The 26313-nt window shown below is 54.7% G+C and carries 32 protein-coding genes and 1 other RNA gene; 20 read left to right on the plus strand and 13 right to left on the minus strand.

The genetic code is table 11. The features are described from left to right. Positions 1-2 precede the first annotated feature (2 nt). Entirely contained in the window at positions 3-863 is an 861-nt protein-coding gene (locus tag NVIE_RS00630; RefSeq protein ID WP_075053548.1) for a phospholipase D-like domain-containing protein, read from the plus strand. A gap of 93 nt (positions 864-956) precedes the next feature. Here the strand turns inward: NVIE_RS00630 and NVIE_RS00635 are convergent, their stop codons facing one another. Continuing rightward, on the minus strand, positions 957-1454 hold the full coding sequence (locus NVIE_RS00635) for a hypothetical protein (protein WP_075053549.1): 498 nt from the start codon (positions 1452-1454) through the stop codon (positions 957-959). Positions 1455-1622: 168 nt separating this feature from the next. After that, positions 1623-2318: a response regulator gene (locus NVIE_RS00640; RefSeq protein WP_158435012.1), complete on the minus strand. Its 696-nt coding sequence runs from the start codon at positions 2316-2318 to the stop codon at positions 1623-1625. Between the two features lie 202 nt (positions 2319-2520). Here NVIE_RS00640 and NVIE_RS00645 point away from each other — a divergent pair, with 202 nt between their 5' ends. The 3 genes from NVIE_RS00645 to NVIE_RS00655 all read left to right on the plus strand — a co-directional run bounded on the left by NVIE_RS00645 (position 2521) and on the right by NVIE_RS00655 (position 5723). Continuing rightward, complete coding sequence (locus NVIE_RS00645) at positions 2521-4179, plus strand: FAD-dependent thymidylate synthase (RefSeq protein ID WP_075053551.1); 1659 nt, start codon at positions 2521-2523, stop codon at positions 4177-4179. 89 nt (positions 4180-4268) lie between these two features. Next, positions 4269-4724, plus strand: a complete 456-nt coding sequence (locus NVIE_RS00650) for a hypothetical protein (RefSeq protein ID WP_075053552.1) — start codon at positions 4269-4271, stop codon at positions 4722-4724. A gap of 174 nt (positions 4725-4898) precedes the next feature. After that, positions 4899-5723, plus strand: coding sequence for a CdvA-like protein (locus tag NVIE_RS00655; RefSeq protein WP_075053553.1), 825 nt, complete (start codon positions 4899-4901; stop codon positions 5721-5723). Between the two features lie 98 nt (positions 5724-5821). Here NVIE_RS00655 and NVIE_RS00660 read toward each other — a convergent pair whose 3' ends face one another. Continuing rightward, complete coding sequence (locus NVIE_RS00660; RefSeq protein WP_075053554.1) at positions 5822-7348, minus strand: cytochrome c oxidase subunit I; 1527 nt, start codon at positions 7346-7348, stop codon at positions 5822-5824. A gap of 190 nt (positions 7349-7538) precedes the next feature. On the opposite strand from NVIE_RS00660, the gene NVIE_RS00665 reads away from it, so the two are divergent. Together NVIE_RS00665 and NVIE_RS00670 are read left to right on the plus strand one after the other, a co-directional pair. Beyond that, the gene (locus NVIE_RS00665) at positions 7539-8078 is read left to right on the plus strand and encodes a hypothetical protein (RefSeq protein ID WP_075053555.1); all 540 of its coding nucleotides are present in this window, start codon (positions 7539-7541) and stop codon (positions 8076-8078) included. Between the two features lie 178 nt (positions 8079-8256). Then, the gene (locus NVIE_RS00670) at positions 8257-9189 is read left to right on the plus strand and encodes a flavin reductase family protein (protein ID WP_075053556.1); all 933 of its coding nucleotides are present in this window, start codon (positions 8257-8259) and stop codon (positions 9187-9189) included. Here NVIE_RS00670 and NVIE_RS00675 read toward each other — a convergent pair. Next, a complete protein-coding gene (locus tag NVIE_RS00675) occupies positions 9172-10518 on the minus strand; it encodes an aspartate aminotransferase family protein (RefSeq protein WP_075053557.1) in 1347 nt (448 codons plus the stop codon). The genes NVIE_RS00670 and NVIE_RS00675 overlap by 18 nt on opposite strands. 103 nt (positions 10519-10621) lie before the next feature. On the opposite strand from NVIE_RS00675, the gene NVIE_RS15705 reads away from it, so the two are divergent. Continuing rightward, a complete protein-coding gene (locus NVIE_RS15705) occupies positions 10622-10777 on the plus strand; it encodes a hypothetical protein (RefSeq protein ID WP_169736198.1) in 156 nt (51 codons plus the stop codon). Here the strand turns inward: NVIE_RS15705 and NVIE_RS00680 are convergent. Further along, positions 10774-11034 (minus strand): hypothetical protein, encoded by a 261-nt coding sequence (locus NVIE_RS00680; protein WP_144239376.1) that lies wholly within the window; start codon positions 11032-11034, stop codon positions 10774-10776. The two genes, NVIE_RS15705 and NVIE_RS00680, sit on opposite strands and share 4 nt — an antisense overlap. Positions 11035-11133: 99 nt before the next feature. Here NVIE_RS00680 and NVIE_RS00685 point away from each other — a divergent pair, with 99 nt between their 5' ends. Beyond that, on the plus strand, positions 11134-11805 hold the full coding sequence (locus tag NVIE_RS00685) for a hypothetical protein (RefSeq protein ID WP_227717419.1): 672 nt from the start codon (positions 11134-11136) through the stop codon (positions 11803-11805). Here NVIE_RS00685 and NVIE_RS00690 read toward each other — a convergent pair. Further along, complete coding sequence (locus tag NVIE_RS00690; RefSeq protein ID WP_075053560.1) at positions 11802-13109, minus strand: DEAD/DEAH box helicase; 1308 nt, start codon at positions 13107-13109, stop codon at positions 11802-11804. The genes NVIE_RS00685 and NVIE_RS00690 overlap by 4 nt on opposite strands. A 68-nt stretch (positions 13110-13177) precedes the next feature. Here NVIE_RS00690 and NVIE_RS00695 point away from each other — a divergent pair, with 68 nt between their 5' ends. Together NVIE_RS00695 and rnpB are read left to right on the plus strand one after the other, a co-directional pair. Then, a complete protein-coding gene (locus tag NVIE_RS00695; RefSeq protein ID WP_075053561.1) occupies positions 13178-13684 on the plus strand; it encodes a DUF367 family protein in 507 nt (168 codons plus the stop codon). Positions 13685-13705: 21 nt separating this feature from the next. Beyond that, positions 13706-13985, plus strand: an RNA gene (gene rnpB / locus NVIE_RS00700) — RNase P RNA component. Between the two features lie 36 nt (positions 13986-14021). On the opposite strand, the gene NVIE_RS00705 is transcribed toward rnpB, so the two are convergent. After that, positions 14022-14270, minus strand: a complete 249-nt coding sequence (locus NVIE_RS00705; RefSeq protein WP_075053562.1) for a hypothetical protein — start codon at positions 14268-14270, stop codon at positions 14022-14024. Positions 14271-14579: 309 nt separating this feature from the next. Between NVIE_RS00705 and NVIE_RS00710 the strand changes: the two genes are divergently transcribed. The 5 genes from NVIE_RS00710 (at position 14580) to NVIE_RS00725 (ending at position 17206) form a co-directional block, all read left to right on the plus strand. Further along, positions 14580-14900, plus strand: coding sequence for a DUF3574 domain-containing protein (locus NVIE_RS00710; protein ID WP_075053563.1), 321 nt, complete (start codon positions 14580-14582; stop codon positions 14898-14900). Between the two features lie 69 nt (positions 14901-14969). Next, positions 14970-15140 carry a hypothetical protein gene (locus NVIE_RS15060; RefSeq protein ID WP_158435014.1) on the plus strand — a complete coding sequence of 57 codons (171 nt, stop codon included), beginning with the start codon at positions 14970-14972 and terminating at the stop codon, positions 15138-15140. A 31-nt stretch (positions 15141-15171) separates the two neighbouring features. Then, positions 15172-15552, plus strand: coding sequence for a hypothetical protein (locus tag NVIE_RS00715; RefSeq protein WP_075053564.1), 381 nt, complete (start codon positions 15172-15174; stop codon positions 15550-15552). Between the two features lie 42 nt (positions 15553-15594). Further along, positions 15595-16560 (plus strand): NOL1/NOP2/sun family putative RNA methylase, encoded by a 966-nt coding sequence (locus tag NVIE_RS00720; RefSeq protein ID WP_075053565.1) that lies wholly within the window; start codon positions 15595-15597, stop codon positions 16558-16560. A 1-nt stretch (position 16561) separates the two neighbouring features. After that, the gene (locus tag NVIE_RS00725) at positions 16562-17206 is read left to right on the plus strand and encodes a PUA domain-containing protein (RefSeq protein ID WP_075053566.1); all 645 of its coding nucleotides are present in this window, start codon (positions 16562-16564) and stop codon (positions 17204-17206) included. Here the strand turns inward: NVIE_RS00725 and NVIE_RS15065 are convergent. After that, positions 17203-17358 carry a hypothetical protein gene (locus NVIE_RS15065; RefSeq protein WP_158435015.1) on the minus strand — a complete coding sequence of 52 codons (156 nt, stop codon included), beginning with the start codon at positions 17356-17358 and terminating at the stop codon, positions 17203-17205. The two genes, NVIE_RS00725 and NVIE_RS15065, sit on opposite strands and share 4 nt — an antisense overlap. A gap of 128 nt (positions 17359-17486) precedes the next feature. Continuing rightward, complete coding sequence (locus NVIE_RS00730; protein ID WP_075053567.1) at positions 17487-18464, minus strand: hypothetical protein; 978 nt, start codon at positions 18462-18464, stop codon at positions 17487-17489. A gap of 199 nt (positions 18465-18663) precedes the next feature. Between NVIE_RS00730 and cofD the strand changes: the two genes are divergently transcribed. Next, a complete protein-coding gene (gene cofD, locus NVIE_RS00735; RefSeq protein ID WP_075053568.1) occupies positions 18664-19611 on the plus strand; it encodes a 2-phospho-L-lactate transferase in 948 nt (315 codons plus the stop codon). 1 nt (position 19612) lies between these two features. After that, the gene (gene cofC, locus NVIE_RS00740; protein ID WP_075053569.1) at positions 19613-20296 is read left to right on the plus strand and encodes a 2-phospho-L-lactate guanylyltransferase; all 684 of its coding nucleotides are present in this window, start codon (positions 19613-19615) and stop codon (positions 20294-20296) included. Here the strand turns inward: cofC and NVIE_RS00745 are convergent. Next, positions 20285-20617, minus strand: a complete 333-nt coding sequence (locus tag NVIE_RS00745) for a hypothetical protein (RefSeq protein WP_144239377.1) — start codon at positions 20615-20617, stop codon at positions 20285-20287. The genes cofC and NVIE_RS00745 overlap by 12 nt on opposite strands. A 132-nt stretch (positions 20618-20749) precedes the next feature. On the opposite strand from NVIE_RS00745, the gene NVIE_RS00750 reads away from it, so the two are divergent. Next, positions 20750-21364 carry a restriction endonuclease gene (locus NVIE_RS00750; RefSeq protein ID WP_158435016.1) on the plus strand — a complete coding sequence of 205 codons (615 nt, stop codon included), beginning with the start codon at positions 20750-20752 and terminating at the stop codon, positions 21362-21364. Here the strand turns inward: NVIE_RS00750 and NVIE_RS00755 are convergent. Genes NVIE_RS00755 through NVIE_RS00765 form a run of 3 tightly spaced genes read right to left on the minus strand, consistent with a single transcriptional unit; the run spans position 21339 to position 23728 of the window. Continuing rightward, positions 21339-23132 carry a DUF2070 family protein gene (locus NVIE_RS00755; RefSeq protein ID WP_075053572.1) on the minus strand — a complete coding sequence of 598 codons (1794 nt, stop codon included), beginning with the start codon at positions 23130-23132 and terminating at the stop codon, positions 21339-21341. The two genes, NVIE_RS00750 and NVIE_RS00755, sit on opposite strands and share 26 nt — an antisense overlap. Before the next feature lie 6 nt (positions 23133-23138). After that, positions 23139-23309 carry a preprotein translocase subunit Sec61beta gene (locus NVIE_RS00760; RefSeq protein ID WP_075053573.1) on the minus strand — a complete coding sequence of 57 codons (171 nt, stop codon included), beginning with the start codon at positions 23307-23309 and terminating at the stop codon, positions 23139-23141. A gap of 44 nt (positions 23310-23353) precedes the next feature. Then, entirely contained in the window at positions 23354-23728 is a 375-nt protein-coding gene (locus NVIE_RS00765) for an Sjogren's syndrome/scleroderma autoantigen 1 family protein (protein ID WP_075053574.1), read from the minus strand. Positions 23729-24023: 295 nt separating this feature from the next. On the opposite strand from NVIE_RS00765, the gene yciH reads away from it, so the two are divergent. Together yciH and NVIE_RS00775 are read left to right on the plus strand one after the other, a co-directional pair. Further along, the gene (gene yciH, locus NVIE_RS00770) at positions 24024-24332 is read left to right on the plus strand and encodes a translation initiation factor (protein WP_075053575.1); all 309 of its coding nucleotides are present in this window, start codon (positions 24024-24026) and stop codon (positions 24330-24332) included. A gap of 67 nt (positions 24333-24399) precedes the next feature. Then, complete coding sequence (locus NVIE_RS00775; RefSeq protein WP_075053576.1) at positions 24400-26307, plus strand: CHASE domain-containing protein; 1908 nt, start codon at positions 24400-24402, stop codon at positions 26305-26307. Positions 26308-26313 lie beyond the last annotated feature (6 nt).

Below are 26313 nucleotides of genomic sequence, written 5' to 3' on the forward strand. Positions count from 1 at the left end.
AAATGGAACCTCAACAGGTATTCGATCTGGTCCGCAGGTCAAACGGCAAGACCCTCAGCCAACTCCTTACATCGGTCATACCCGCTGATAGAAGCTTAGTGGAGCTGCAGCTTATGATGCTCGCGAGGGACGGGGTGATCGAGCTCAATAGGAAAGGAGGCGACGACTATTCAGTCAAGGTGAAAAATTTGCCTCGTGTGGGTAGTGTTATTGAAAAAAGAAAGGTCGCACCGATACTGGATCACAGGGCGGATATTGTGGCTACGTTGCCTACATCATTACACAGGGGATCCAAAGAGCTTGGTCAAGGCGTAGCCACAACAGATAAAGTTTTCAGATCTCTGCTACGAGGTGCAAACAGGTATGTCAAGCTCTGTCTCCCATTCCCCGAAGAGGCTGTAGCTTCGTACTTTGCGGACGAAATAACAAATCTAGCTAGGTCAGGAATACCAATGAGGATCATAACAAGGGAAGTATTTACAGAGAAGAATGGGACATCGTATGGTAACCTAGTAAAGGCATTGATGAGAGTATATGATATTTACAGGAGCTGCGGGGACGAGAGAAAGATCGAGATTCGAGACTTCCACATCGGTCTGAAGAGCAGAGGGTTCAACATGCTGCATTATGAATCCGTCCACGCGAAAATAGTCTTGGCGGATGGCGTACAGTGCTACCTAGGTTCGGGAGAATGGCGCATCAATTCACTGTATAACAATTTCGAATTAGGTGTGGTACTGACTGGCGGGATAGTGAGCAGAGTCGAATCACTATATGATCTGGTATGGCAGCACGCCAAGCCCATAAAATACGAATTCTTAAGTAATATGCATAGGAAATCTGGGAATACTAGTCAGGGTTGATACATTTAGTGGAAATGAACACCGACTAGTTCGTCTGACTCGATGATATGTATTGAAGCATGGAAAAATTACGGATGGGTGGCCTACATTAGTTCAATATCCGATTATCATGATCCCTTTTAATGGCAGATGTAAGCGGCGGCTGGCATACAATGTATCAAAGTACTTAATAACTGTCTCAAAATCTCCTCTTTTCCGATAGATCCTCCGCACTGCAATTACAAGATATTCAACATCATGCATCATACAAGCTTCAAATAGGTCTTTCAGAAACTGATTATTGTCTACCGCCCTCCCGGCTTCTATTTCTAAAACAGTTTTTGTTTCTCGGTTAAATCCATCTGCGTAAAATGATTTTTCTACCTCTCCATTTCTCCCAAATAACACTGGAACTAGAACCTTCGATGAACCAGCTTCTACCACGAAGCCTAATTGTTCTAAGTTTTCCTTAGCTATACTCATCACCTCATTGCTTTTGAGTTTCTTGTTAGAGGAGTCTATAGCAGCTTCACAGTAGATAAAAACACCAGCAACTTTACGTAGATGTTCTGGTGCGTTGTCTGATTTCGGAAAGTATATCCAGTTTACCAAACGCTCTGGAGGCACACCATGGGTTAAATTGACTTTTATTAATGCATTATATCAGACCAAATTCCTGCCTTGTAAATTAGATGCGGATCGGTCAATTTGTTGCATATGATATTACACCTAGTCTCACTGCAACTTGTTATGCAACAGAATAACCATTTAATTAGTTGTCTATTCTTTTGGAGTCGGGTTTGTCTCGTCGGTGATGAGCTGCAGGAGGTCGGCCCTGGTAAACGGCTTTCTCAGAACCTTGATGCTGTCGTTCTGCACCTTTTTGGCTATCTCTTCCTGCGTGTACTCGAACGCGGTGATGAATATCACCTTGGTGTTGGGCGATATCGGGTGGATGTTCTTGTAGACTTCAAAGCCGTCCATGCCGGGCATCCTGATGTCCATCACTGCCATGCCGTACTCGGTGCCGTTGCGCTTGGCGTTCTCTATGGCCTTGACGCACGCCGGCCCGCTTTCCGCGGTCTCGACGTCAAACCCGCGCTTTTTGAGCACCTCCCGTATGGAGCTGCGTATGTCCTCCTCGTCGTCGACGATTATCGCCTTTTTCAGTTTCGTCGGAAAATGCCTTCCAACCGACGAGTAGATGTCGGGGATTGCGCCGGGGTCGATGATGCCGATTGCAATCAGCGTGAGGTCGTTTTCCAGCGGGTACATGATGATGTCCATCGCGTTGTACTGGACGTGGATGTTTGACGTTATCCCGGTCGTGGGGCTGTTGACGTTAAAGGCGCCCTTGGCAATGTTTGTGCGGAGCGCCGTCTTGACGATGTCCTCAGGCGAGAGCTGGCGGATGGAACTCTGCGGCAGCTGGCGTGCGGCCTTGGCCATGATGTTGGCATACTTGTCCGTGACCATAACAAGGTCCAGCTGCTTGTTTTCTGCAAGAATAGTCTTGCAGCGGCTAGTATAATCGGTTTCTGTATTTGACGTACTGAATAAATTCAGCCTTGATTTTAAAAACATTTTGCTACTGGGGCGACAATCCTTGCAAAAGTGGCCGTTATTTGAGATGAGGCTGGTTTTAATAATGGACCCCACCTTGCATTGGTGAGATACGATGGCAGCAGTGGACCAGGGCGCCTTTTTGGATTCTTTTACCGATGAAGAGAAAGCCGTGCTTGCGGGCCACTTTTCAAATACCGACAGGGCGGTGTTTGCGGTAACCACTCCAAGGCAGGTGGACAGGGGCGCGCTGATGTCGCGGTATTCCCGGACAGACAAGAGCATGCGCCGGGTCTTTCTCGACGAGTTTGCCAAGAACCCAAACCGGGGAGAAGAGTTTTACCGCAAGGTTTTGCTCGAATACGGCGACGACTCGGTCGCCGAGCTTGGCGAGGCGCAGGTTGCCCTTGAAGGCATATCAAACATTGCCGCAAAAAAGATAGAGGACCGCAGGATCGGGCTTTCGTACCTGGAAAAGTCGTCTCGCTACGTCCCGTTCGACCAAAAGGTCGCCGGCGGCATGTACCGCTATCTGCGGGAGGGGCGCATAATGTCGTCAAGGCACGCCGACCGCTATATTGCGGCATGCGACCTTGCATTTGATACTTATAGCAAGAGCCTGCCTGCCATGACAAAATTCCTGGAAGAGCAGGAGCCGATAGACAAGTTTTCTTTCTTCGATTCTTCCTTGCAAAAGGAAAGGCAGTTTGGCAGCCTGAAGGAGCAAAAAGACATCGACGCCGCGCGGCGCATATACCGCGTCACGATAAGGGCCAAGGCGCTTGACCTCCTGCGCGGCCTCCTCCCTGCCTCCACGCTGACAAACGTCGGCATAACCGGCAACGGCAGGGCGTTTGAATACCTGCTCACGATAATGCACGGCTCCCACCTTGCAGAGCTGCGCCTGCTTGGCGAGCAGCTGTTCTCCGAACTGAACGGAGTGATACCGTCGTTTGTCCGGCGCGCAAACGACAAGTACGGCCAGGCCATGCAGGCATATTTTGCAAAGACGGAGGGCGCGGTGCGGGACCTTGCAAAAAAGCACCTGTCCGGGATAGGCCCGGAGCCAAGCCCTGAAAGAGTCAGGCTGCTTGAGCCGGAGGACAACTTTGCCGCAGAAGTCAAGGTGGCGTCAGCCGTCCTGTACGAGCAGGCTGACGGCAGGCCCCTTGAAAAGGTGATGAGGTACGTCAAGTCCATGCCGTCGCAGGACCGGCACGGCATAATCCGCGCCTACACGCAGTTCCGTGAAAACCGCAGGCAGAGGCCGGGCAGGGCCTTTGAGATGGTCGACTGTGTGTTTGAATTATTCACCAACTTTGGCATGTTCCGCGACCTGCACCGCCACCGCGTGCTCACGCTTGAGCGGCAACTGCTGTCGACAAGGCACGGCTATGACATGCCCGGGGAAATAAAAGGCGCCGGCCTTGACAGGGAGTTTCAAGAGTGCATGTCCGCGTCAAAAGATGCCTATGAGGCGATTGCAAAAGAGATGCCCGAAGAGGCGCAGTACGTCGTCAATTTCGCGTACCGCTATCCGTATTTCATGAAGATGAACCTGCGCGAGGCCTGCCACATGATCGAGCTGCGCACCGTGCCGCAGGGCCACCCTGACTATCGGCAGGTCTGCCAAGAGATGTACCGGCAGCTGCAAAAAGCCCATCCAGTCCTTGCAGAAGGGATCAAGTTTGCCGACATGAACTCTTACCAATTGGAACGCTTTGATGCCGAAAAGCGCGCCGAGAAAAAGAGGCGGGAATCTGAAAGGCAATGAGGTGCTTTGTATGGTAATGTATGCCAGTAAATGCCATTGCTGACCAATGTTTATATATTACCGTGTAATACCATTATACGGTAATCGAAATGGTCGACACAAGCAAGTCAGCCAGGGAAGAAACGACAAGCAGGACAGACGTAATCGACGCAGTAAAGGACAACTATATCCGCACAGTAGACGAGATCGCAAAGGTTCAGCCGCAGTATTTACAATCAATCTCTAACCTCCAGCTGGACTACATCCAGACAACCAAGAACCTGATCCAGACAGCATTTTCTGCACAAAAGCAGGTGGCAAGCAACGTGAATGCTCCTGCAAACCCGTATGCAGACATCTTTGTGAAGCAGGCAAACGAGATGACCAACAACGCAATCAGGGCAGTCGGCATCAACAACCAGCTGACAATCAACGCGCTGGACGCCGCAAGGGAGAACCTGAAAATCTACAACAGGTCAATAGACGCAGTCAGCGACTTTGGCACCAACGTCGCCAAGGCATGGGCTGCATTCTACACACAGTCACAGCAGCAGTTCACACGCTAAGAACTCTCTCTCTCTCTCTACGACAAGGCCTTTTGGCCTTCCTTTTCTCTTTTTTCATACACTTTCAAACCCAGGCCCAATTTTGTTGCAGAATGTCTGGTAAAACACCTGCTGACAAAATAATGCAACAATTTTGACACAGTCATCATTATACCTACTTACAAACAATTGCGCATGAGCGAAGAAAAGCTCGCATTCGTAGGCAAGCAAGTCAAGGACATCTATGGGACATTCATCGGAAAGGTAGTTGGCATAATCACGGAAATCGACGGCGAGATCGAAAGCGTCGGCGTGGACTGCGGCTCTGCAGGCATCAAGCAGCTCCCGTACGAGCAGCTGGTGGTCCAGGGCGATTTCGTATTCTTTATTCCAAAGTGGAGGCTTGAAGCGCAGAAACTTATCAGGCAAAAGTCGCTCACGCTCAAGAGGATGAAGGCGCTCCACGAGATCGTGGCCGAGAACGACGGCATGAAGGAGGATGCAGAGCTTGTGTCGATAAAATACGAGAAAAAGCTGGGCGAGATTAACGAGGCAGAGAAGGCGGTCAGCGACAAGCTGACGGCGCGCCTCGCAGAGCTTGACGCTGAGGCCAAGCAGGTCAAGGCAGTGCTCTTTGACGCCAAGCTCCAGTTCAGGAGCAACGAGATGAAGGAAGAGACGTACCAGCAGGTCAAGATTAACACCGACGAGCTGGTCGAGCACATCAACAACGAAAGGACCGAGATCGGAAACGTGAGGGCCAAGCTGTCAGGGCTGACACTTGAAAGCATCACAGCCGATGCAGCGACAATCACGACAACAGAAGCCCCGGTAGACTCGACACCTTCCACAACCGAGTCGGCCCCACAACCAGCGGCCTCCCAAGCAGAGCCAGTAACAGCTAATACTGCGCCTGCAGAGGAAAAGCCAATAACGGTCACTGCAAGCGACAACAACAGCAACAGCAACAACAATGAAGGCCACGACGCGGCCTGGCTGAACCAGGTAATCCAGCAGTAAGAAAAAACAACACCCTCCCCCCCCCCGCCGGTTTTTCCGGCGCTTTTCTTCGTTTCTCTTTCTCCCTTTCTCTCTCTTTCTATGACTGTTTCTGCCGCCTACTGGATATGCGGCTCTTTTATCCTATAGTCGTAATACGTCTCTCCGAGCTGGAACGGGTCTTTAGTGTCTGAAGGCCTGCCGGAAATGGAGCTTTTTATCATGTTTGCAGTAAACAGCACCATCGCAGAGCCTGTTATCCAGGCGCCTATGGTCGAGAGCTGGTTCAGCAGTATCAGCGGCTCTGTGGGCACGTAGTCAAACACGCGCCTTGGCTGCCCGTACAGGCCGGCAACGTGCTGCGGTATGAAGATGAGTGAAACGCCGATGAACATGAGCCAGAACTGGACCATCGCCGCTTTTTCGTTATACATCCTGCCGGTTATCAGCGGGAACAGGTAGTACATGAACCCGACGAAGGCAAAGGTCACCAGCCCCATCAGGAAGAGGTGGAAGTGCCCTACGACCCAGTAGCTGTCGTGCGTGAGAAAGTCAAGCGGCATGGCGGTATTGACGACGCCCCCTGCCCCTGCCAGGAAGAACAGCACTGTGCCGCCGACCGAAAAGGTGATCGGGGCCTTGAAACTTATCCTTCCGCCCCACATCGTCGCAATCCAGTTAAACACGTGCATGGCAGACGCAGGGACCGCCGCAAGCGTTCCGACCATAAAGACGGTTTTCTCGGTAAAGCTCTCTCCCGTTGAAAACATGTGGTGGCCCCATGAGGCAAAGCTGACTATTGACAGCAGGACAAACGCCGTGACCCCTGACTGGTAGCTGAATATCGGCTTTCTTGAAAACCTGGGCACTATCTCGTATATCATGCCGACAGCAGGTATCAAAAAGATGTACACCTCCGGGTGGAACGTGAACCAGAACAGGTGCTGGTACGCTATCGGGTCTCCGCCCCTTGTCGGGTCAAAGAATCCCGTTACCCCGAGCCGGTCCGTGTACAGCATGATGAGAGCAGCCGCAAAGGTGGGTATGGCTACGAGTATCATGATGGACGTGACCAGTGTTGCCCACACAAAGAGCGAAGTCTTCATCAGCGGCAGGTCCGGGTGCTTCATCTTTAGTATCGTGACTACAAAGTTTATCGAGCCGAGGATTGACGAAATTCCAAGCATCTTTAGCCCAAAGATCCACATGTCTGTCGCCGGCCCCGGCGCGCGGATTGTAGAGTAGGGCGGGTAAGCGGTCCACCCCGTGTCTGAAAACCCAAGCCACACCAGCGCCGCTCCTACCGGTATTATCCAGAACGCCACCGCGTTGAGCTTGGGCCAGGCCATGTCTTTGTACCTAACCATGAGCGGCACGAGGTAATTTCCCATGCCTGCCGCAAAGGGTATCACCCACAGAAAGAGCATGGTCGTTCCGTGCACAGTAAAGAACCTGTGGAAGGTGGTAGAGTCCGGGAAAATCTGCTGCCCTGGCAGGAACAGCTCGGTCCTTATGCCCATCGCAAGCGCGCCCCCAATCATCAGTGAGGTGATGGAGAAAATTACGTAAAGAAGCCCTATGTCAGTGTGATGAGTGGAGAAGAGGATTTCCCACAAGGGGCGAGGATTTTTCACTTCCAGAACCATTCGAATATGCCTCCGCAACGATTTTCCGCATTCGGGGAGTTTTGCTGCTATAGCTGCCCAGTTCATGATTTAAAACAGTTAACCGCAATGGTTTTACTCTCACTGGATCTGTTTTAGCGCTGGTTAACCGCGCGATCGCAATTTCGTACTGCTGAAAGATGAGCAATATAGATATAAGTAAAACGAGCCCTTGAAACACAACTACGCGATGCTGCAGATAACTGCGAAAAAGAGGCTGCCTTTGTACATGTTGCTGGGCTCGATCGCAGCAATCGTGTTCCTCGTGGCTTACGTTGCAGCAAACGGCACCGGCGAAGGGCCGGTCGGTGAAGAGTTTGTAAACGAAGAGCTCCCGCCTCCAGGAATGTTTCCGTACTTTCTAAAGCCGATTACCTGGCTTATGATAGTGGTTTTTGCCGGCTGGTTCTCTTTTCTGGAGCTGATGAAAAACCAGATCAAGCTCCTTGACGATAACTGGCGCTACTTTTACGCGATGGTCCTGTTCATAATAGTGGCTATCTCGTTCTATGAAATCCTTTACAATTTCATGTACTGGGGCGCGATCCTGTCCAAGCAGCCTGAAGCCGCGCTTGACCCTGACAGCGTGGCAAACGGCTTTCCTTCGCAGCTCTACCAGGTGAACATCGTGTTTGCCACCAAGGTGGGCGTCACCATCTTTGCATGCGCCATGTACGCCCTGGTCGTGATCAAGTTTTCAAGCGGCAAATGAAGTCTTGAAAGATGATGATTATTATTCCTTAACAACATGTGCGCGTTTCCAGTGGCTCACAAAAATTCTGGTAGCCTTGAAAGAATTAGCCGATCTACAATAAACTTGGTAGTTATGACAACGCTATTTACACCGCAAGTGTATATGGGTGGACCATGAAGGCAAAAGATGGTTGTTGATGATGCCTGACGTGATACAGGATAACGCGTATCGCTACTTTGCCACCACCGTCGCCCTCGTGACCACTGATGGCAAGTGGGGACAGAACGTGATGGCGGCCGAGTGGGCCATGCAGGTCTCGTACGAGCCGATGCTCCTTGCGATCTTTGTCCACGACTCGCCGACCCTGTGGAACATAAAGGAGGCCGGCGCGTTCGGGGTCAATATTGCCGCAGACGACCAGGCCGAGCTTGTCAACATCGCCGGCGGCTACTCCGGCACGGAAATTGCCAAGCTCGCAATACCCGGGACCTTTCAGACGTACGCTGGCAAGAGCGTCCCTCTGATAAAGGGGTGCGCGCTGGCGTGCGAGTGCAGGGTCGTGTCCGTGCAGGAAATGGGCGACCACGTTATGGTCGTCGGAGAAGCCGTGTCTGCAACATTTGACGAAAAGAAATCCCCTTTGATATACACGCGTGGCAACTACCGCAAGATTGGGAGCAAGCTTGCGTCTGGCAGGAAAACAGTGCGCCTGTCGCCAAAGGCGTTTGCCGAGTTCAAGCGCATGTCCGGCGGGCAGTTCGTGCTAAAGGCGGCGGCAGCCGTTGTCAGAGACGATGGCAAAAAGAAGAAGAAAAAGACATTGTTTGTGAGGATTGGAAACTCGTGGATGCTGCCTGCAGCCGTGCCTGAACGGGGCACAGACTACAAAAAGGCGCTTTCTGTGCACCTTGCGTCGATGGGCGTGCAGGCGGAAATCGGGGAGATCCTCGGGATTGAGCGCGTGATGCTAAAGTCTGCCGGTAAGCAGGCGCTGCGGGCAAACTTTGTCGTGTTTTCCTGCACTGCTCGCGCAAAAGAGGGGGAGGAAAAGGAAGAAGAGGAGGGATGGTTCCTGCGCCCTCCGCGGAACCTGCTGCTAAAGAGCCTGTTGCTATTTCAGCAGACCTGAGCTGGCGATTTTCTCTGTCGCCGACAAGAGCTTCTTTACGTCTGCCTCGTCGTGCGCGTACGACATGGCTCCCATCTTGGTCGGCAAAAAGAACACGCCGTGCTCGGCCATGAGGGCCATATGGTATTTCACCAGCTTGCCCCTGTCGGACGTCGCGACGTCCGTTGCGTTTTCCACGTCCTTCGTCCCCTCCTTGACAAAGTGCGTCAAAAAGATCGAGTTTATGCCTGTGACCCTGCACGGGATGCCTGCGTCTGCAAATATCTTGGCAAGACCCTTTCTTGCCATCTCGCCCAGCCTGTCTACCTTGCCGTAGACCTTGCGCTCGTTTTTCCTCAGGAAATCAAGCGTGGCAAGCCCAGCCACCATCGTGGCCGGGTTTGCCGAGAACGTCCCACCGCCGATGGCGCAGCGGGCCTCCTTTTCCCTTATTGAAACAGGGTCGGCAAGCGACATGATGTCCTTGTCTCCGCACACCACTCCAATTGGCATGCCGCCTCCGCAGATCTTGCCGAGCGTGAACAGGTCCGGCTCAAGCCCGTAGGTGCCCTGGGCGCCGTGCAGCGATAGCCTGAATCCCGTCACTATTTCGTCAAGTATGAAAAGGGCGCCGTTTTTCTTGCAGAATTCCTGCAACCCTTCCAGATAGCCTTTTGCCGGCGGTACGCAACCTGCGCCTCCAAGCACCGGCTCTATTATGACGCACGCAAGGTCATCTTTTATCGTCTCCAGCACCTTGAGCGACGCTTCGAGATCGTTGAACGGCACGGACTCGACGTACTGGCCCTCATCCTGCACAAGCCCGGGGCCCTCCTCCGCCTCGAACGGAAAGTTGACAGTCTGCATCAGGGTGGTGTTAAAGCCGTGCCATCCGCCTATCGCCTTTGCAATTACGCGCCTTCCAGTCTTTGCCCTTGCGAGCCTGACTGCGTACATCGTGGCTTCCGAGCCGGTGCTGCTAAAGCGCATCATCTCTGCCCTTGGCATCAGCTTCTGGATGGCCTCTGCCAGTTCTACGGACACGTCGTTTACGACGCCGTACAGGGTGCCGTTTTTCACCTGCCTTGCAAGCGCAGAGGCGACGGGCGCCGGCGAGTGGCCGAGTATGAGGGCCCAGTGGCCCATCCAGTAGTCGGTGTACCTGTTGCCGTCGACGTCGGAGAGGCTCTTGCCCCTTGCCGCGTTCACAAAGAATGGGTACGGCTCGAAATAGCGGATGTTGTGGCTGATGCCTCCCGGGAACAGCTTTTCTGACCTCGAATAAAGGCGCCTTGATTTGCCTGTCTTTGCCTCGTAGCGCCTTATGTAATTGCCGTAATAGTCGTTCATATGATGAACGTAACTGCGTGAAGGCTAGATCACGTATAATCTTTTGCAAGCAAACCCAATCGTTTATTTTGCCCGCCAGCGTCTTGACGGTAATAACAAGAAAATGAACTGCCTCCGGTGCCACCATACCTATCAGGCCCACGAAAAGAATTCTCCAAGGGCCAGCTCCATACTGCGGGTCGGAAAATGCCTGGTGCCCGGGTGCGACTGCGCGCAGTACATGGACAAGATAGAAACTATAGACGAAGATCTGCTCTAGTTGTTGCCGAGGCCCCTGAGAGATGGCGGGATTTTTGCCTCTTCCTCGGTAATCTTGGGCATCGGCTCAAAGCCGTACTGCGCCCTCAGGGTTTCCTGCTGCTGGAGCATCACGTCGTCAGAGAACGAGGGGCCGATATGGCCAAACCATGCCCACAGGAGGATGACTATTGCAATTGAAATGCCCATTACAAGTATGCACGCCGCTACTCCCGTCATGTGGTACCCGCCTTCGGATTTCTCGTGATGAGCGCACATGGCCGTCGATATTTCAAGGACACTGCTTTTTAAACCTATTTTCTTTTCGCAAACCATCGTCGAACAATAATCTTTAAGGTACGGCACATACACTTGCTAGTGAAGGTTTTGGACCTAGAGAGCTTTGTAGCCGACGTCACGTCCCTTGCGGACAGGATGGCAGCCGGCGAGCCGCAAGAAAACATCCAGCGGCTCGACTTTGTCAGGACCCGGCTGATAGAACTCTACCAGAGAAACCTTGTCAAGATAAACCACTCGGCGATGGAGCTGGTGTGCGCCAAGCACCTCATCCGCGACGGCTACTCTATAGACGTCGAAAAGCCGCTGACGGACATTCTGGTGTGCGACGTCTATGCGACCAAGGGGGACGGAGTCGCCCTCGTGGAGATAGAGACCGGCTTTATCCCGCCAGAGCACGCGCTTGACCCGCTGTCGTATTACGTGGCAAGGATTGCAAGCAAGGTTGCGCGGTACAGCAAGCACGCAAACAAGTTCGTTCTTGCGACCCCTCCCGTCAGCATCCTCCCCATACCAAACCTGTTTAGGCGCCCGCCAAGGGACAGGACTGCCGAAGAGGTAAAAGAGGTCAAGGCGCTGTGCGACAGGTACTATTCGAACCCTCCAATCACCGAGGAAGAGATCCTAAACGCGCACCTCCACATGGTCTACATCATCAACATCGACGCCGGCAGGGTGGTGGAGATGGACATTGACTCGTACCTGGAAAAAGTGGGCGACATGCTGGCAAAGGGGATGGCCGGCATCTACTAGAGTATCGTCCTTTGCCCGTGCGCCGGCCTGCTCTTGCCGCTGCTGCCGCGAGCCGTTCTAGGCCTGCCCTCCTCGCTTGACGACTTTTCAATCGCGGCGTTTACCATCTTGACAATGTTCTTGTCCTTCGTGTCCCTGACGTGCACGACGTAGACCAGCGCGTGCTCCTTGCCCTCTGCCTTTCTCACCACGCGGCCTATCCTCTGCGCCACGCGGTTTGCGTTTGCCGCGCTCGCAAGGATTATGGCGATCCCCACCTGCGGCACGTCGTAGCCTATCTCCAGCGTGTGCACCGACAAGAGCGGGTAATAGTCCCTGCCCCAGCTGTCGAGGATCTCCTCGCGCTCGTACCTCGGCACGCCGTTGTGTATGGTCCTTGCCGGGATGCCTGACGACTCTAGCATGTCACGCAGCTGCTGTATCGAGTCGACAGTCTCGCTGAATATCATCACGCGCTCTTTTGGATGCTGCTTGACAATGTCCACTGCGGCGTACAGCTTTTGCCTTGTGGAGCTGAGAAGCTCCTTTCGCTTGCGCACCATGGCAAACCACTGCTTGGCCATCGACGCGCGGGCTCCGCCTCGCATCAGCACCTTTGTCATCCTCGCCGGGTCGTACACCTGCAGCTTTCTGGAGATCTCTTTTATCGCGCCGCTTGCCTCGTCGTAGATCCTTTGCTCTTCGTCCGTGAATTTCACTTCGACTTCCTTTACGACCGGCCTTGCAAGCCGGCCGTCTGACACGGCGTCTTTTATCATGTATTTTTTCACGGGCGGGGCGACCACCAGTATCGTCCCGTAGCGCGGGTCGCGCTCGTCGATGGTTGCAGTCAGCCCAAGTATCGCCTTGCCTGGGTCTTCTACTATGACATCAAATATCCTGTCAAATTCGACTGCCGTCTCGCTCACCAGATGGACCTCGTCGAGCACCACCATGTCTGCCTGCCTGACAAGGTCAAAGTTGTTGATGATGCTCTGGTACGTGCTTATCGTTATCTCGCGGGAGTCCTTGCGCTCGCCGTAATAGGTGCCGATCGAGCCCTCGTCTATGCCGTAGCTGAGAAGGCGCCTGACGTTCTGGCTGATGAGCACAATCCTTGGCACGATGAACAGCACCGCGTACCTCTTTTTGCCCGATTGTATGGCCGCCCTCCTTGCGCACTCCCACGCGATCTCTGTCTTGCCGGTGCCGGTGCTGAAAATGACCGACCCCCTGCAGCCGTTCTGCATCCAGGCCTCTGCCGCCTCTACCTGATCCCTCTTTAGCTCAAAGGGGAACTGGAGGCTTGCTATGGCCGGCGACAATATTATACATATGCAGGTCGAACCCGCGCCACTAAAAACTTTAATGGTGTTGCAGGGCCAAGCAGCATGTGAAGCCGCAGGTCTACATGATGCTCCAGGACGACCCGTTCAAGTGCACCGCGGCAAAGCTTGCAAAATTCAGGATTGCCGAGCCCGTGAAATTCATACGCAAGGACGCAATCGTGCTAAACCCGTTTTCAGAGACCTTGCTCACGAAAAGCGACGCAGGCATCGCCAGTTCCGTGTGCGCGGTGGACTGCTCGTGGGAGCGAGCGGATGATGTCGCCAAGCACCAGAAGGTTTTTTCTGCCGGCATCGGCCGCCGGCTGCCTACCGTGCTTGCGGCAAACCCCACGAATTATGCAAAACTGGGCAAGCTGTCAAGCGCAGAGGCGCTTGCGGGCGCGCTGTACATTCTTGGCGACAGGCAGACGGCAGCAGAAATAATGAACAAGTTCAAGTGGGGACACACGTTTCTGGAGCTGAACGCGGACCTGCTCGAGGATTATTCAAACGCCGAGACGCAAGAGCAGATGATGCAGACAGAGCGCGAGTATTTTCCAAACTTAAAATAGCAAGCAGCGCCAATATGGTTTGCGAGCCAGCGGGCGGGCGACTCAAAAGAGAGGAAACTCCTCCCTCGCTGCAGGCACCCGAATTGGCGACAATTAGCCGGAGACGGCTGGCGACGGAACAGAAAAGAGATCCGGTCGGGGCGATACCGTGATGGCGAAAGCCTGAGGTTTCCGATACCGGAATGAAACTGCCGACCCGGGTGGAGCAAGGCCAAACAGAGCACAAGGGTCCTGCACCTGCTCAGGTTGGCTGCTCAGCGGAATCCCGCCTAGAACAGAAGGAGGGTTACGGCTGGCACGCAAAATTTTTTTTTGTGCGTTTTAAAGTGATTTTCGATTATTCGTACACTGGCGAATGACCCTGCATACTATGACCACCAGTTATCTTTGACTTGTGTCTGATTTTGTTAATCTTTGAGTCATCTCTGAGCCTAATGTCGTTATTGTTATTCTTGCTATCGCGCTTGGCATCAAGCTCTTTTTTGGTTTCTGTTGCTGCCGCATCTGCCTGACCTAAACTCAAAGTATCATCTACGAAAGTATAGTCTGTCGCTTTCTTTTCTTTTATGATTTTGAATCCGCCCATTTTTCTTTCTCATGCTCGTTTTAGTGACAATTCGCTATGCGAATGCAGCAATTGCCAAACGCGGCTTCAAAGTTTGAAACTGAGTGGAGCGGATCCTAATTTCCAGACCCAAACATGATTTTCGCCTTCTACATGAGGCTAAAAGCGCGGTATGCCGAAAATCATGATGTAACCCAACACAATCAAGCACGGCGTTACGATTATCACGGCCCGGCGGATTCGCCATGTCTTGTTGAAATAGCGTCTTTTTTTACAAACAATAACCCGGCAAGCGTTATTACGCACCAAGACGCCGGAGCAGCATTAGCAATGGCCCGCCCAAGGATGATAAAAATCGATTTTTACGTGCCCACGAAAACAAAGGACGGCAAAGACATCGACCCGGAAAAGGTGGACGACATAATAAACCAGATCTGGCCCCGGTACCGCGGAGGCACAAAACTGACAGGCACGGGCTATTACCGGGCAAAGTCAGGCAAGGATGAAGTGACGGAAAGCTACCTGCTTTCCATAATCACGGAATATGACAAGCCGTTCAAGGCCGACCTGAAAAAGTTCAAGGAAACGATAAGGGACGAACTCTGCCAAGAAACCGTCCTGATAACCTGGCATCCTATCAAAGTTCCGTAGAACTATAGAAAAAGATTGTACAGTCGTGCCAGCTAAAGTTTATCAATTAGATAGATCTAACTTGCATCAGTGGCGCAAAAAAGCTCAGAGGGCGAAAGGGCAAAAAAAACAGGCAAGCACCAGTATGACGATGAAACTCTGGCGAACATGGTGCGCTACTACAACCTCGGCGAGAACTATGAATCGCTCTTGCGCTACATAAAACGCCGCGGCCTAGTCGACGGCGACTCTGAACAATAACGCTATATCTCCCGTTTCTCTGCTCTAACCTGTGCGCGTCATTATTGCAGTGGCTGTCGCTGCGGCAATCGGTATTGCGTTTGCGGGGTATTTTGCATACACATGGCTGTCAAGGCCGCAGTATGCGCTCGAAGTAGACGCCACCCGGGACACCACCGACATCTCTGGCACGCTGTACCGCATCAGGGTGGCAAACGTGGGCCTTGAGCGCCTGACAAACATCTCGGCAGAGATGGGAGCCGGCGACATCCAGACCAAGGACTTTTTGGACCCCGGCCAGACCTACTATTTCTACCCGAATCCTGACACGCTCGTACCGACCATCAAGGTCACGTCGGGCGAGGGGATCAAGGTCGTGACGGATTATCGCACGCCTACAAAGGTGCTCGGGCTGCCGGGCGGCGGAAGATGACGATAATAGTATAAATGGACACGCGCACCCATTTTCAGGCGTTTGACGCTCCTCTTTGACAGCTCTGCCAGGTCGGCCGCGCTTGCGGACAGATACGGCTATGGCGAATGGCTCGTGGGACGGTTTTTGCGGTACGTGCCGGAGGTCGAGCGCTTTATGGAAAAGATGGAGCAGCCGCCTGCGCAGTACATACGCGTCAATACGCTCAAGACTGCCAGAGGCGACCTTGAAAGGAGGCTTGTTGCCAAGGGGTTTGGGCTTGAACCGACCGCCCTTTCCGAAGTGCTCAAGGTGACCAGGGCGCCGATGGCGACTGGCGCCACCAACGAATACCTCCTTGGCCACTATTACATCCAGGACCTGAGCTCCTGCATGGCAGTGGAGGCGCTGGATGCGCAAAAGGGCCAGTCGGTGCTGGACATGGCGGCTGCGCCGGGCGGCAAGACGACGCACATTGCGCAGAGGATGCAAAATACCGGCTCTATAATTGCGCTGGAGCCAAACCAAAAGAGGGCAAGGTCGATGTCGTTCAACCTGGACCGCCTCGGCGTGGCAAACACGTGCATCCTGCACGCTGACGCGCTTGCCACCGCAAAAGACCTTGGCAACAACAACATCGAGTTTGACCGGGTGCTCCTTGACGCGCCCTGCAGCTGCGAAGGCGTGATCGCAAGGGACAAGACAAGAAAGACAAGCCACAGCCCGGAAGACGTGGACTATTGCGCAGGCCGGCAGGAAAAGATGCTTGAAGCCGCGATTGGCGCCTGCCAGAGCGGTGGAATCGTGGTTTATTCGACGTGCTCTTTTGCGCCGGAGGAAAACGAGGTAATAGTCGACAGGATGGTGCGCAAGTTTGGCGTGTCCGTCGAACCAATGCCGCACGGAAGCGAGGGGCTTGCCTGCTTTGGAAACATGGAATTTGAAAAAAGCGTCAGAAACGCAAGGCGCTTTTACCCGCACATACACGACACCACCGGCTTTTTCGTGGCAAGGATGAGGGTGCCATAAAGTGACGTTTAGGGAGCTGACGCGGCAAGAGCAGACGCTTGTCAACAGGGCGCTTGACCTGTGGGGCGTGTTCGACGCGCTGAAAGGGAAAACGTTCCTTGTGGATAGCAGCAGCAAGGTCTACCTGATGTCGCCCGAGCTTGCAAGCGTTGTCATAAAGGTGCAGCCGGACGTGGCCGGCCTTGCCATAGGGAGCCTTGGCAAGAAGAAGCAGTTTACGCCCACACTTGCCGGCGCCAACCTTTTTGCGCGCGCAGGCGGCAAGGGGAAAAAATGCTATGTCCGGGTAGGCGAAAACGCGGAAAAACTGGTGCTGTACGGCCGGGACGTGATGGGCGATTCTGTGATCGAGGCGTCGCCCGAGCTTGGAGAGAACGAGCTTGTGATAATACTGAATGCGAGAGGCGAGGCGATAGGGATCGGCCGGACGCGCTTTTCCGGCAAGTCAATCCTGCAAAAGGGGCGGGTGGCGATAACCACCCTTGCCGACGCTGGCAGCTACCTGCGCGACGAGGCCAATAATAATGCTGATAGCAGCAGCGGCGGCGGTGGTGGTGGCGAGGCAGAGCGGCGGGCAAAGATGACGAGGGGAAGGGGGACGACGGCGGCGGCCCAGCAGCCGAAAAGAAGAGGGGTCCCTGGCTAGCCTGTCTCTACGGACACGTTTCTGAGGACAGTCGCGACATAGTCTGCCGTGGTGTCCAGTTCCTCCGTTATGGACTGAATGGACATCCCGCTGTCGTACAGCTCAAAGATGCGCTCGTCGAGGTCGTACTTGGCCTCTTCCTCTGTTCTCATTGTATGATGCTACCAAGCTGGGAATCGGCCGTTTGAATAATACGGGTATCGATCTATAAACTATGTACAAGCTTGTAAAATAAATTAAAGTGGTGGGGATGCGCAGCTCTTTTTTGCTGCTGCTCCTTTTACTTCCTGGCCTTGAACAGGATGAACACCGCGATGGCGCCCATCATCCCGCCTAGCACGAGGAGCACCTGGAGCGGGAAGTTGCCAGTTGCGTTCTGGACGTCTGCCGGCGCTTCCCTGGTGACGACCGCAATGTTGCTTCCTGCACTTTGGTCTATCTTGGCAAACCCTGCGATCTGGATCTGTCCGCTTGGGGCTGGCACCTGGGAGTGGACCTGCACCTGGGCTCCGCCGATGGTGGCTGTTGCGTCTTCCTCCTCTGGCTCAAACGTTCCTTCCCTAAAGCTGCTCTCGCCAAGAGAGTAGATGGACACGACCTTTGCGCCGCTCTCTTCCTTGTAGAACGACGACGACTCGACCAAGCTTCCCGACGGGTCAAAGAGGAAGTGCCACGTGCCCATTGGCTGCTTGAACTTGTCAAAGTTCAGGATGGACGTAGTGAATATGCTTGAAGCCTGCGACTCGAATATCTGCTTGGCAAGGTCCTTGTGCGTCTTGTCGATTAGGTTGATTGGCTTGGTGATCTCTATCTCGCCAACGTCCGGCGCATTGAGCACTATCGGGTCTGTGACGACTATTCTCCTCCATTCAAGGTCAACGACATCGCCTGTAGTGGAAGACTGGTTGCCGCCACCGTTTATCACAAATTTCTCCATCTGGGGCACTGCCTCGATCTTGTAGGACATCAGCGCGTTGTTTTCAAAGCCCCTGATTACACCCGTGTAGGTGATAGTCATGTTGGTGACCACCACGGGGCTCTGGGCCTCCAGCATCGCCTTGTTAAATGCGTTAATGGCATTTGCTACGCCGTTGTCTGTGCTGTTTGCATCGCCTTTCAGGGTGAACTGGACGCGGTCAACCTTGCCGTTAAGCTCCTGTGAAATAGGGCTGCCCGGCGGGTAGCGGAGCGAAATGTTCTTGACGGCGATATAATGGCCTTCTGCCTTGTCTCTCTCTGGGACCAGCACAGCGTTCATGTCATTAGCAAAAGCGGCTGGGGCAACACTGGATGCCAAAAGTATGGCAAACAACGTCGCAACAACTACGGATAACGACTTCACGAGAGAAAAGTGCCTTTGGCTGTTTTATAATCTTTGTTGTACTGTACACCAGAAGGTTGCGGATTTCGTTGCGCCCGGCAGATATAATAAAACGAATTTTGCATACTGTCCGAGTTTGATCACAATCCTCGCAGGAGGCACGGGCTCTGTCAAGCTGGCAAGGGGCCTTGCACGGCTGGAAAAAAAGAAGGAGGGTATAAACGTAATAGCAAACGTGGGCGACAACATCTGGCTCTACGGGCTGTACGTCTGCCCCGACATCGACACCCTAGTCTACGGGCTTGCCGGCTTGCTTGACGAAGAGCGCGGCTGGGGCGTCAAGGGCGACACGTTTTCCTTCCTTGGCCAGATGAAAAGGGCCGGTGTAGACGCGTGGTTCGGGCTTGGGGACAGGGACCTTGCCACGCACGTCCTGCGCACAGAGATGATAAAGAGTAGAAAGAAGAGCCTGACGCAGGTCACGGCCTATTTTGCCGAAAAATTTGGCGCGGGTGCAGCCAAGGTGCTCCCGGCCACCGACAGCGAGGTGGAGACCATGATAACAACAGATGCCGGCGAGATGCACCTGCAGGAATTCTGGGTGAAAAACGCCGGGAGCCCTGAAGTGCACAGCGTTCGGTACAGGGGGATTGGCAAGGCGCGGGCCACGAGGCAGGCACTTGCCGCCATAGAGGATGCAGACAGGATAATAATCGCGCCTGGAAACCCCGTGTCCAGCATCGGGCCCACGCTGGCGCTCAAAGACATCAGGGCGGCCCTTGCAAAAAGGCGCGCAGACGTGGTTGCAGTGTCGCCGATAATAGGTAACGCCGCGGTGTCCGGGCCGGCGGTCAAGTACATGCGCGCCGTGGGCGTACAATCCTCCGCCGCCGGCGTCGCGGAATTCTACAAAGACGTGGCCGGCTCTATGGTAATAGACAGCCGTGACAGGGAGGTCGCCAGCAACATGATAAGGCGGCTTGGCATGGACGTGCACGAAACAAACATAACCATGCAAGGAAGACAAGACGAAGTCCGGCTAGGCAGGTACCTGCTGCTATTGCTACAGCGGAAGTCTCACTGAATTGACAACTCCAACAACAACAAAAACAATAATCGCCATAATCCCCGTCAAGAGATTTGAAAACTCCAAGAGCCGCCTGTCTACAGTCCTTGGCCTCCAAGACCGCGTGCGACTTTCGGGGCTCATGCTGGAAGACACGCTTGCAACCCTTGGCAAGTGCAGGTCGCTTGCAGAAATTGCGGTGGTGTCGGCAGACGAGAGGGCCGGCGAAATAGCCCTGAGGCACGGAGCGACCATCCTCTCGCAGGCGCAGGACGCCGGGGTCAACTCTGCGGTCGCGGTTGCAGACAGGTACGCCGTGCAAGAAAAGCATGCGGACGCGACCATCGTCATCCCGCAGGACCTGCCGCTCCTTGGCGCGGGCGACGTTGACGGCATCTGCTCTGCCGCTTCGGACCGCTGCATAGTCATCTGCCCGTCGCTTCGCTACGACGGCACAAACCTGCTCCTGCGCATGCCGCCCGGCGTCATTCCCACGTCGTACGACAACAACAGCTACGACTCACACATCCTGTCGGCAAGTGCGCAGGGCGCGGCTGTTCGCGTTATTGAGCAGGAGCACCTCATGTTTGACATTGACACGCAAGAGGACGCAAGGCAGCTTGTGCAGATGGATCTTCGCGAAGTAGTGGCCAAGAATGTGGCTTTGTTTCTAAAGGAAAAACTACTGTCACTATCTCTCTAGTATGCGCACGGTAGAGCTGTACGACGAAACGAGCAATTCTACCCTTGCGCCTATCTCGAGATCCTGCACATCGCGCTCTGAGACAGGGTACTTTACCACCGTGCCGCGCTTTACCTGAAAGACCCTGTCGTCGCCCTCTATCAGGACGGAGATGGTGTTTGTGAGCCTCCTCTTGTCCCCGAACTTGATCACGCCGATGCCCTTTTCAACGATCTGGCCTTCCACCATCGAGAAACTCTGCGCCGAGGCTGCAAGCGCGACTGCGCCAAGCACGATGAGGCCGGCGCACAGCACGACGGTCACGTCCCTCCAGTCCGGCACAGGCGCGAGGATGTTTCTGCCCGGCTTATGTCTGTTCTTCTCTTTTCTCTTAAATAGTGGCTGGCCCTGCATAGACGCAGGTAATAAAATATTATTATGCACCCGGAGCTTCTGGCGAAGGCACTCGCCGCCATGTCGCAGGATACTACGCTTGACCAGTTCTGCCGGGACGCCGGCATTGCAAGCAGGTCTGTGGCAAGGAGCCTTGCAGAGGCGCTCCTTTCCCGGGGCATCGGCAGGGGTTCCCCAAGCGCCATGTCGTTTTCGCCCGGCGACAGGCTGGCTGCCGCCGCGCTTGCGCTGGAGGCAGGGTGCGACCCGGAGCGCGTGTCGCAGCACCTGACCTGGAGGGACTTTGAGCAGCTTGCCGCCGGCGTGCTTGCCTCGCTTGGTTACAGCACAAGGACCAACGTGCGCTTTACAAAGCCGCGCATGGAGCTGGACGTCGTGGGCACGAGCGCCGCCGGCCTTGCGCTTGCGGTGGACTGCAAGCACTGGAAGAGGAGCAACCTTTCGTCAATATCTCAGCACTGTGCCCGGCAGGCAAAAAGGGCGGACGAGCTGCTAAGGCGTGAAAGCAATATATCCGCGGCCGTCCCCGTCGTCATGACGCTGCACGCGGCGAGCGTGCGCCTCGTGGGCGGGATGCCTGTCGTCCCGGTGGCAAAATTCCACTCGTTTGCGATGGACGTGCGCGGGTTCCTCGACGAAGTCCTTGTAGTCACGCGAGGGCCTGCATCGCGATAAAGACGGCGACCGTGGTCCCGACAAACACCTTTGTTATGTTCATAGCCCGGTCCAGGGCGCCGGAATAGTCCTGGAACTGCTTTTCGCCCATCACTTTGACCTCTGACCTGGCCGAAGAGACCTCGTACGTGCACGGGCTTGCCCGCTCTTGCGCTACCCTGCACATCTCTGCATAGGCGCCGGCGATCGCGTCCTGGTCGCTTGCGCCTCCAAGTGCAAAGTATCCTTCGCTCGTCCTCTTGCCCGAAGTCGAATGAGTGTCAGACGAACACACCTCGAGCATCGTGATGCCGTTATTGCTGTTATTGTTGCTGCTGCCTGCCCTTGCCACCACCTTGTCCCTGAGGGCGTTGTCCATGTTGTTCGAGTCGGCCCAGCCGATGGCAAAAGTCCTTCCCTGAGTGACGATGGCAATCGCCGCAAGGCCTGCCTGCCCGAGGTCATGGGAGTTATGCAGGCTGTGCTTGACATCTGCAAGGCCCGCAAAGCCTGCCGAAAACTCGTACTGCGCCTTTTCCTTGCCTGCCTCGTCAAGGCACTTTTTTGCCGCCGCGACAAGGTCCGAGATGTCCTGGTCGCCCAGCTGCGCGCCCATCGCGTTGTGGCAGTCTACGAGCAGCAGGTGGTCCATGCCAAGTCCCTCCGCATACGATTCAAGCTCCTTTCTCACGCTCTGGGGCACGTCCTCCATGCCCTTTGGCGCAAGCGAGAGCATGAGGAGCGCGCTCTTGCCAAACACGATGGCAGTGGCAGTAGCGTTTCCCTGGCGGTGCTGCACCGGAAGCGAGCACGTCTTGCCCCTGCTCTGGACGGCCGCACCTGACAGGCTTGAGATGTACCTGTCGACTTCAGCCTTTGAGGGGATGTTGAGCGAGTGGTCAGACACGCTGTGCATGACAAGCGCGCTCTTGCCGAACCTTTCGTAAAGCACGTACGGCAGGTTGCTCCCGCCCACGCTGCCAAACGGCCCCGGGTGGATGTCCGGGAGGATTATCGCCGACTGATTGTTGCCCGCTCCTTGCGGCAGGAACCTGATTATCCTTGTCGACACGGACTCGTCGTGCGCCCTGGACTCCAGGTACTCCTCAAGGCCGCCTGCCTTGTTCTCTGTCCATGCGGAGAGGAACGCCTGCAGAACACGGAACGTGCTTGGGATCTCGGGCCTTCCCGCCCTGTCGACTATGGCGGCCCAAGAGATCGCAAGCGCCACAAACAGCGCGCCAAAGCCAAGGCCGGCCGGATCGGTAATGACAATGTTGTAGGACTGCGCTGGCACGAAGGCAAGGAAGAATATGAGCGGCTGCACGAGACATATGGCGATGGCCCTGCCCATGCCTGCGCCAAACACCGACACAAAGATGCTGATGCGCAGGCCGGCGGCAAGCAGCATCCCTGCCACGATATAGTCAGTCGTCCCCGGCTTGGCAAAAACTGTGCTTGCCAGTATGCCCACGATGACGGTGATCGCCCACAGCAGGTTTGCAAACGACGTGACATGGACCACCTTGGACATCTTGTTGACCGGCGTGCCCCGCAGCATTGCAAAGTCGAGGTACGTGAGGCCCACAAGCACTGCAAGCCCAAGCGGCAGGTGCACCGCAAGGCTTGTCATGTCGGTCTGGAGGTGGAAAACGTGCGATACCGCGATGACCACCGCGGCGCACGCAAGCATCATCGCGTACGACGCCCGGAGCGAGCCCGGTGTTATCCTTGTAAAAGACCACCGTCTATGGATGTTGGAAACGTCGTCCTGCTTTGCCGCAAGCATCGGTGCTCATCCGGCAGGGAAAACGATCCTGATGATAACCGAGACGCCAATCATTGCACCGGCGATAGCCATGACTATCTCGGGCTTGACCTTAATCCCCTTTGTTTCGTCTTCAAAGAACCTGAGAAGGCCTGCGCTTGAAGCCGGCAGCGGGGCGTTCTTTTTCTTGCTGCTCATTTACGGTTCTAGTCATACTCCCTTCTTTTAAATACATTCCGATGCTACTTTGCAGAAAGGGCCTTCATCTTTTCGAGTATGCGCAGGTACGCTTCTAGCAACTCGGCCTTTTGCCTCTGGACGGCCGTATCCTTTTCGTCCTTGAGTTCGGATGCAAGCCCGGCTATCTTCCCCTCAACTATGGCCGCCGAGGCGCCGAGGCCCGCGGCCTGGACCTGTGGAGCTGTTGTTGTTTTTTGCTCCCCCTTGGCCGCGTTTTCGTACCCGCAGTTGATGCAGCTGGTCTTGTCTGCAAGCCTCACCTGCACCCCTCCGCACTTTGGGCAGGGTTCGCTCACAAGCGTGCCTCCCTTGAGAAGGGCAGACGCGGCGCTCTTTATCCTTGCGCCACCGCTCCCAGCAGCATCAGGGGAAGACATGTGAAAGCAGATGGGAGTCACCTGCACAAATATCTATCTTCTTTCTGTGCATCTTGGGTGTCAGTCTCCCAAGTGAAAAAGCCAAAGCCGTTTAAATATTAGGCTAGCCTAAGGACCGGTACTCGGTGCAGCTGGAGCACTGGGTCTATTGGCATCAGTCACTAACCATCAACCACCAGCATGACCCTGGGTGGCAGCGGGAATATATCTCTCCCCTGCACCTTTGGTCCTTTTCAGTTATTCTCTCATACATGACAAGGCTTAATAATAGGCATCGTGAAAATCGTGTTACTCGATGGCGGTTATCTGCAAAAAATGCGGCCTCCCTGATGACCTTTGCGCGTGCGGGGAGCTCGACAAGGAAGATGCACGAATTGTCATCCGCCTAGAGACGCGGCGCTGGTCCAAGACTACCACCCTGATAGAGGGCATTAACCCCAAACTATCCGATATGCAGAAAATAGTCAAGGACCTAAAGAGCAGCTTTGCCTGCGGCGGGACTGCCAAGGACGGCTTTATCATGCTCCAGGGCGACCACCGGGACGACGTCAAGGGCTATCTGGTAAAGAAAGGCTTTAGCGAGGAAGCAATCGAAGTCCAGTAGTAGCAGAAGCAGCCGTAGCACTAGAGATAAGTTATTTTACTTGCTTCTGTAAATAGCGTCACCAGAATTGCGGCGGGACGGCCTTTCGATTCCCTTTGCGGCACTTGCCGTGGCAGTCGCAATAACCATTTTTGCATGGTACACTGTGACAGTCTTTGTCAACGACCTGGAACAGGCCCGTTTTGACGACGAGGTCCTTGCAACCGTGTTTTCGATAAACAACCGCATGCAGGAGTACGAGCAGGTGCTCTTTGGCGGAAAGGGCCTCTTTGCCTCATCGCAGCAGGTGGAAAGGGCAGAGTGGAAGGCTTTTGTGGACAACCAGATGATCCCGCACAGGTTCCCCGGAGTGCAGGGCATTGGCTTTATCGAGCGCGTCCCTGCAGGCGAGCTTGCATCGCACGTTGCGAGCATGCGCAGCGAAGGATTTGCAGATTATGCCGTGCAGCCGGAAAGCCAAAAACAAGAGTATTATCCTGTCGTGTTTATCGAGCCGTTTGACGCAAGAAACCGGCAGGCGCTCGGCTTTGACGTGTCGTCCGAGCAGGTTAGAAACGCGGCAATATCCAGGGCGCTGGAAAGCGGCCAGACGACGATAACGGGCAAGATAACCCTGATAACAGAAACCGAGGCCGACATGCAGAGAGGGTTTCTGATGCTGGTCCCCGTGTACGAAAACGGCATGCCTGCCGGCACGCCGGACGAGCGCCGCGAAAGCATCAGGGGCTTTGTCTATGCGCCGTTTCGCATGAATGACCTCATGAACGGCATAATGAGCCTGACTGCCCGCGACATCACGTTTTCCGTATACGATGGCCAGCCTGCGAGCGAAAGCCTGATGTTTGACCTTGCCGCAGTCACCGGGACCAAAGAGGGCGAGATTGACGGGTCGCTTGAAAAAACCGTCATAATGGACATAGGGGGCAGGCAGTGGACGCTAGAGTTTGCCGCGCTCGACTCCATACACTCTGGATTCAACCTCTTTATACCGTACGTCGTGCTTGCTGTCGGCTTTGCGCTCAGCGGCGTGCTGTTTTACGTGATGTACTCTGCCAGCAGGCTGCGCGAAGAGACGGCTGAGCTTGCCTGGGCCGCAGAAGAGATAGCAAGGGGCAATCTTGACGTCCGGCTCGACGCCGGGCTCCTTGGGTCGCAGGACCGGGTGGGCAGCCTTGCGCGCGTCTTTGACGAGATGCGAAAAAGCGTCAAGGCCGGCACGGACGACCTGAAAAAGATGAACGAAGACCTGGTACGCATCGACAAGATGAAGGAGGAGTTTTCGTCGATGGTGAGCCACGAGCTAAAGTCGCCGCTTACTCCGATAAAGTTTGGCGCAGACGCGCTCTTGGACCCTGAAAGCGCCGGCAACCTGACAGAGGATCAGAAGGGGTACGCAAGGATGGTCATGCGCAACGCGACCAAGATGGAGAACCTGATAAACGACCTGATGGACTCGTACAAGCTTGACATAGACAAGCTGACCTTTGTCATGACCGAAAACGACATCGGGCAGATGGTCTCCCAGTGCGTTGCAGACCTTGCGCCCTATGCCAAGGACAAGGCGATAAAGCTGGAGGCCGACGTAAAGGCGTCCGGCACAATACTATGCGACAGAAAGCGAATCGACCAGGTGATCGCAAACCTCGTGAAAAACTCTGTCGATTTCGTGCCGGAAAGCGGGGGCAGGATAACGGTCAGGGCACAGGACGCTGGAAACAAGGAAGATGAAGTGGTGTTTTCCGTGGAGGACAACGGGATAGGCATCCCTGCCGACAAGGTGGACAAGTTGTTTGAAAAGTTCTACCAGATAGACACGTCTGCAAAAAGAAAGTTTGGCGGAAGCGGCCTTGGCCTGCCGATTTCAAAGGGCATAGTGGAGGCGCACGGGGGCAGGATCTGGGCGGACAGGGAATACAAAGGCGGGGCGGCCATCCGCTTTGCGCTGCCAAGAAAAAGAAGCCTCCAGAAGCCCTGACAATAA

The sequence above is a fragment of the Nitrososphaera viennensis EN76 genome, from assembly GCF_000698785.1.
GTDB classification, from domain to species: Archaea; Thermoproteota; Nitrososphaeria; order Nitrososphaerales; family Nitrososphaeraceae; genus Nitrososphaera; species Nitrososphaera viennensis.

Excerpts from the sequence above, each read along its gene's own strand:
- NVIE_RS00630 (WP_075053548.1), top strand. The coding sequence starts at position 3 with ATGGAACCTCAACAGGTATTCGATCTGGTCCGCAGGTCAAACGGCAAG.
- NVIE_RS00640 (WP_158435012.1), bottom strand. The coding sequence starts at position 2,318 with ATGGTCACGGACAAGTATGCCAACATCATGGCCAAGGCCGCACGCCAG.
- NVIE_RS00645 (WP_075053551.1), top strand. The coding sequence starts at position 2,521 with ATGGCAGCAGTGGACCAGGGCGCCTTTTTGGATTCTTTTACCGATGAA.
- NVIE_RS00650 (WP_075053552.1), top strand. The coding sequence starts at position 4,269 with ATGGTCGACACAAGCAAGTCAGCCAGGGAAGAAACGACAAGCAGGACA.
- NVIE_RS00655 (WP_075053553.1), top strand. The coding sequence starts at position 4,899 with ATGAGCGAAGAAAAGCTCGCATTCGTAGGCAAGCAAGTCAAGGACATC.
- NVIE_RS00660 (WP_075053554.1), bottom strand. The coding sequence starts at position 7,348 with ATGGTTCTGGAAGTGAAAAATCCTCGCCCCTTGTGGGAAATCCTCTTC.
- NVIE_RS00670 (WP_075053556.1), top strand. The coding sequence starts at position 8,257 with ATGATGCCTGACGTGATACAGGATAACGCGTATCGCTACTTTGCCACC.
- NVIE_RS00675 (WP_075053557.1), bottom strand. The coding sequence starts at position 10,518 with ATGAACGACTATTACGGCAATTACATAAGGCGCTACGAGGCAAAGACA.
- NVIE_RS15705 (WP_169736198.1), top strand. The coding sequence starts at position 10,622 with ATGAACTGCCTCCGGTGCCACCATACCTATCAGGCCCACGAAAAGAAT.
- NVIE_RS00680 (WP_144239376.1), bottom strand. The coding sequence starts at position 11,034 with ATGTGCGCTCATCACGAGAAATCCGAAGGCGGGTACCACATGACGGGA.
- NVIE_RS00705 (WP_075053562.1), bottom strand. The coding sequence starts at position 14,270 with ATGGGCGGATTCAAAATCATAAAAGAAAAGAAAGCGACAGACTATACT.
- NVIE_RS00710 (WP_075053563.1), top strand. The coding sequence starts at position 14,580 with ATGGCCCGCCCAAGGATGATAAAAATCGATTTTTACGTGCCCACGAAA.
- NVIE_RS15065 (WP_158435015.1), bottom strand. The coding sequence starts at position 17,358 with ATGAGAACAGAGGAAGAGGCCAAGTACGACCTCGACGAGCGCATCTTT.
- NVIE_RS00730 (WP_075053567.1), bottom strand. The coding sequence starts at position 18,464 with ATGAACGCTGTGCTGGTCCCAGAGAGAGACAAGGCAGAAGGCCATTAT.
- NVIE_RS00750 (WP_158435016.1), top strand. The coding sequence starts at position 20,750 with ATGTCGCAGGATACTACGCTTGACCAGTTCTGCCGGGACGCCGGCATT.
- NVIE_RS00755 (WP_075053572.1), bottom strand. The coding sequence starts at position 23,132 with ATGCTTGCGGCAAAGCAGGACGACGTTTCCAACATCCATAGACGGTGG.
- NVIE_RS00760 (WP_075053573.1), bottom strand. The coding sequence starts at position 23,309 with ATGAGCAGCAAGAAAAAGAACGCCCCGCTGCCGGCTTCAAGCGCAGGC.
- NVIE_RS00765 (WP_075053574.1), bottom strand. The coding sequence starts at position 23,728 with ATGTCTTCCCCTGATGCTGCTGGGAGCGGTGGCGCAAGGATAAAGAGC.
- yciH (WP_075053575.1), top strand. The coding sequence starts at position 24,024 with ATGGCGGTTATCTGCAAAAAATGCGGCCTCCCTGATGACCTTTGCGCG.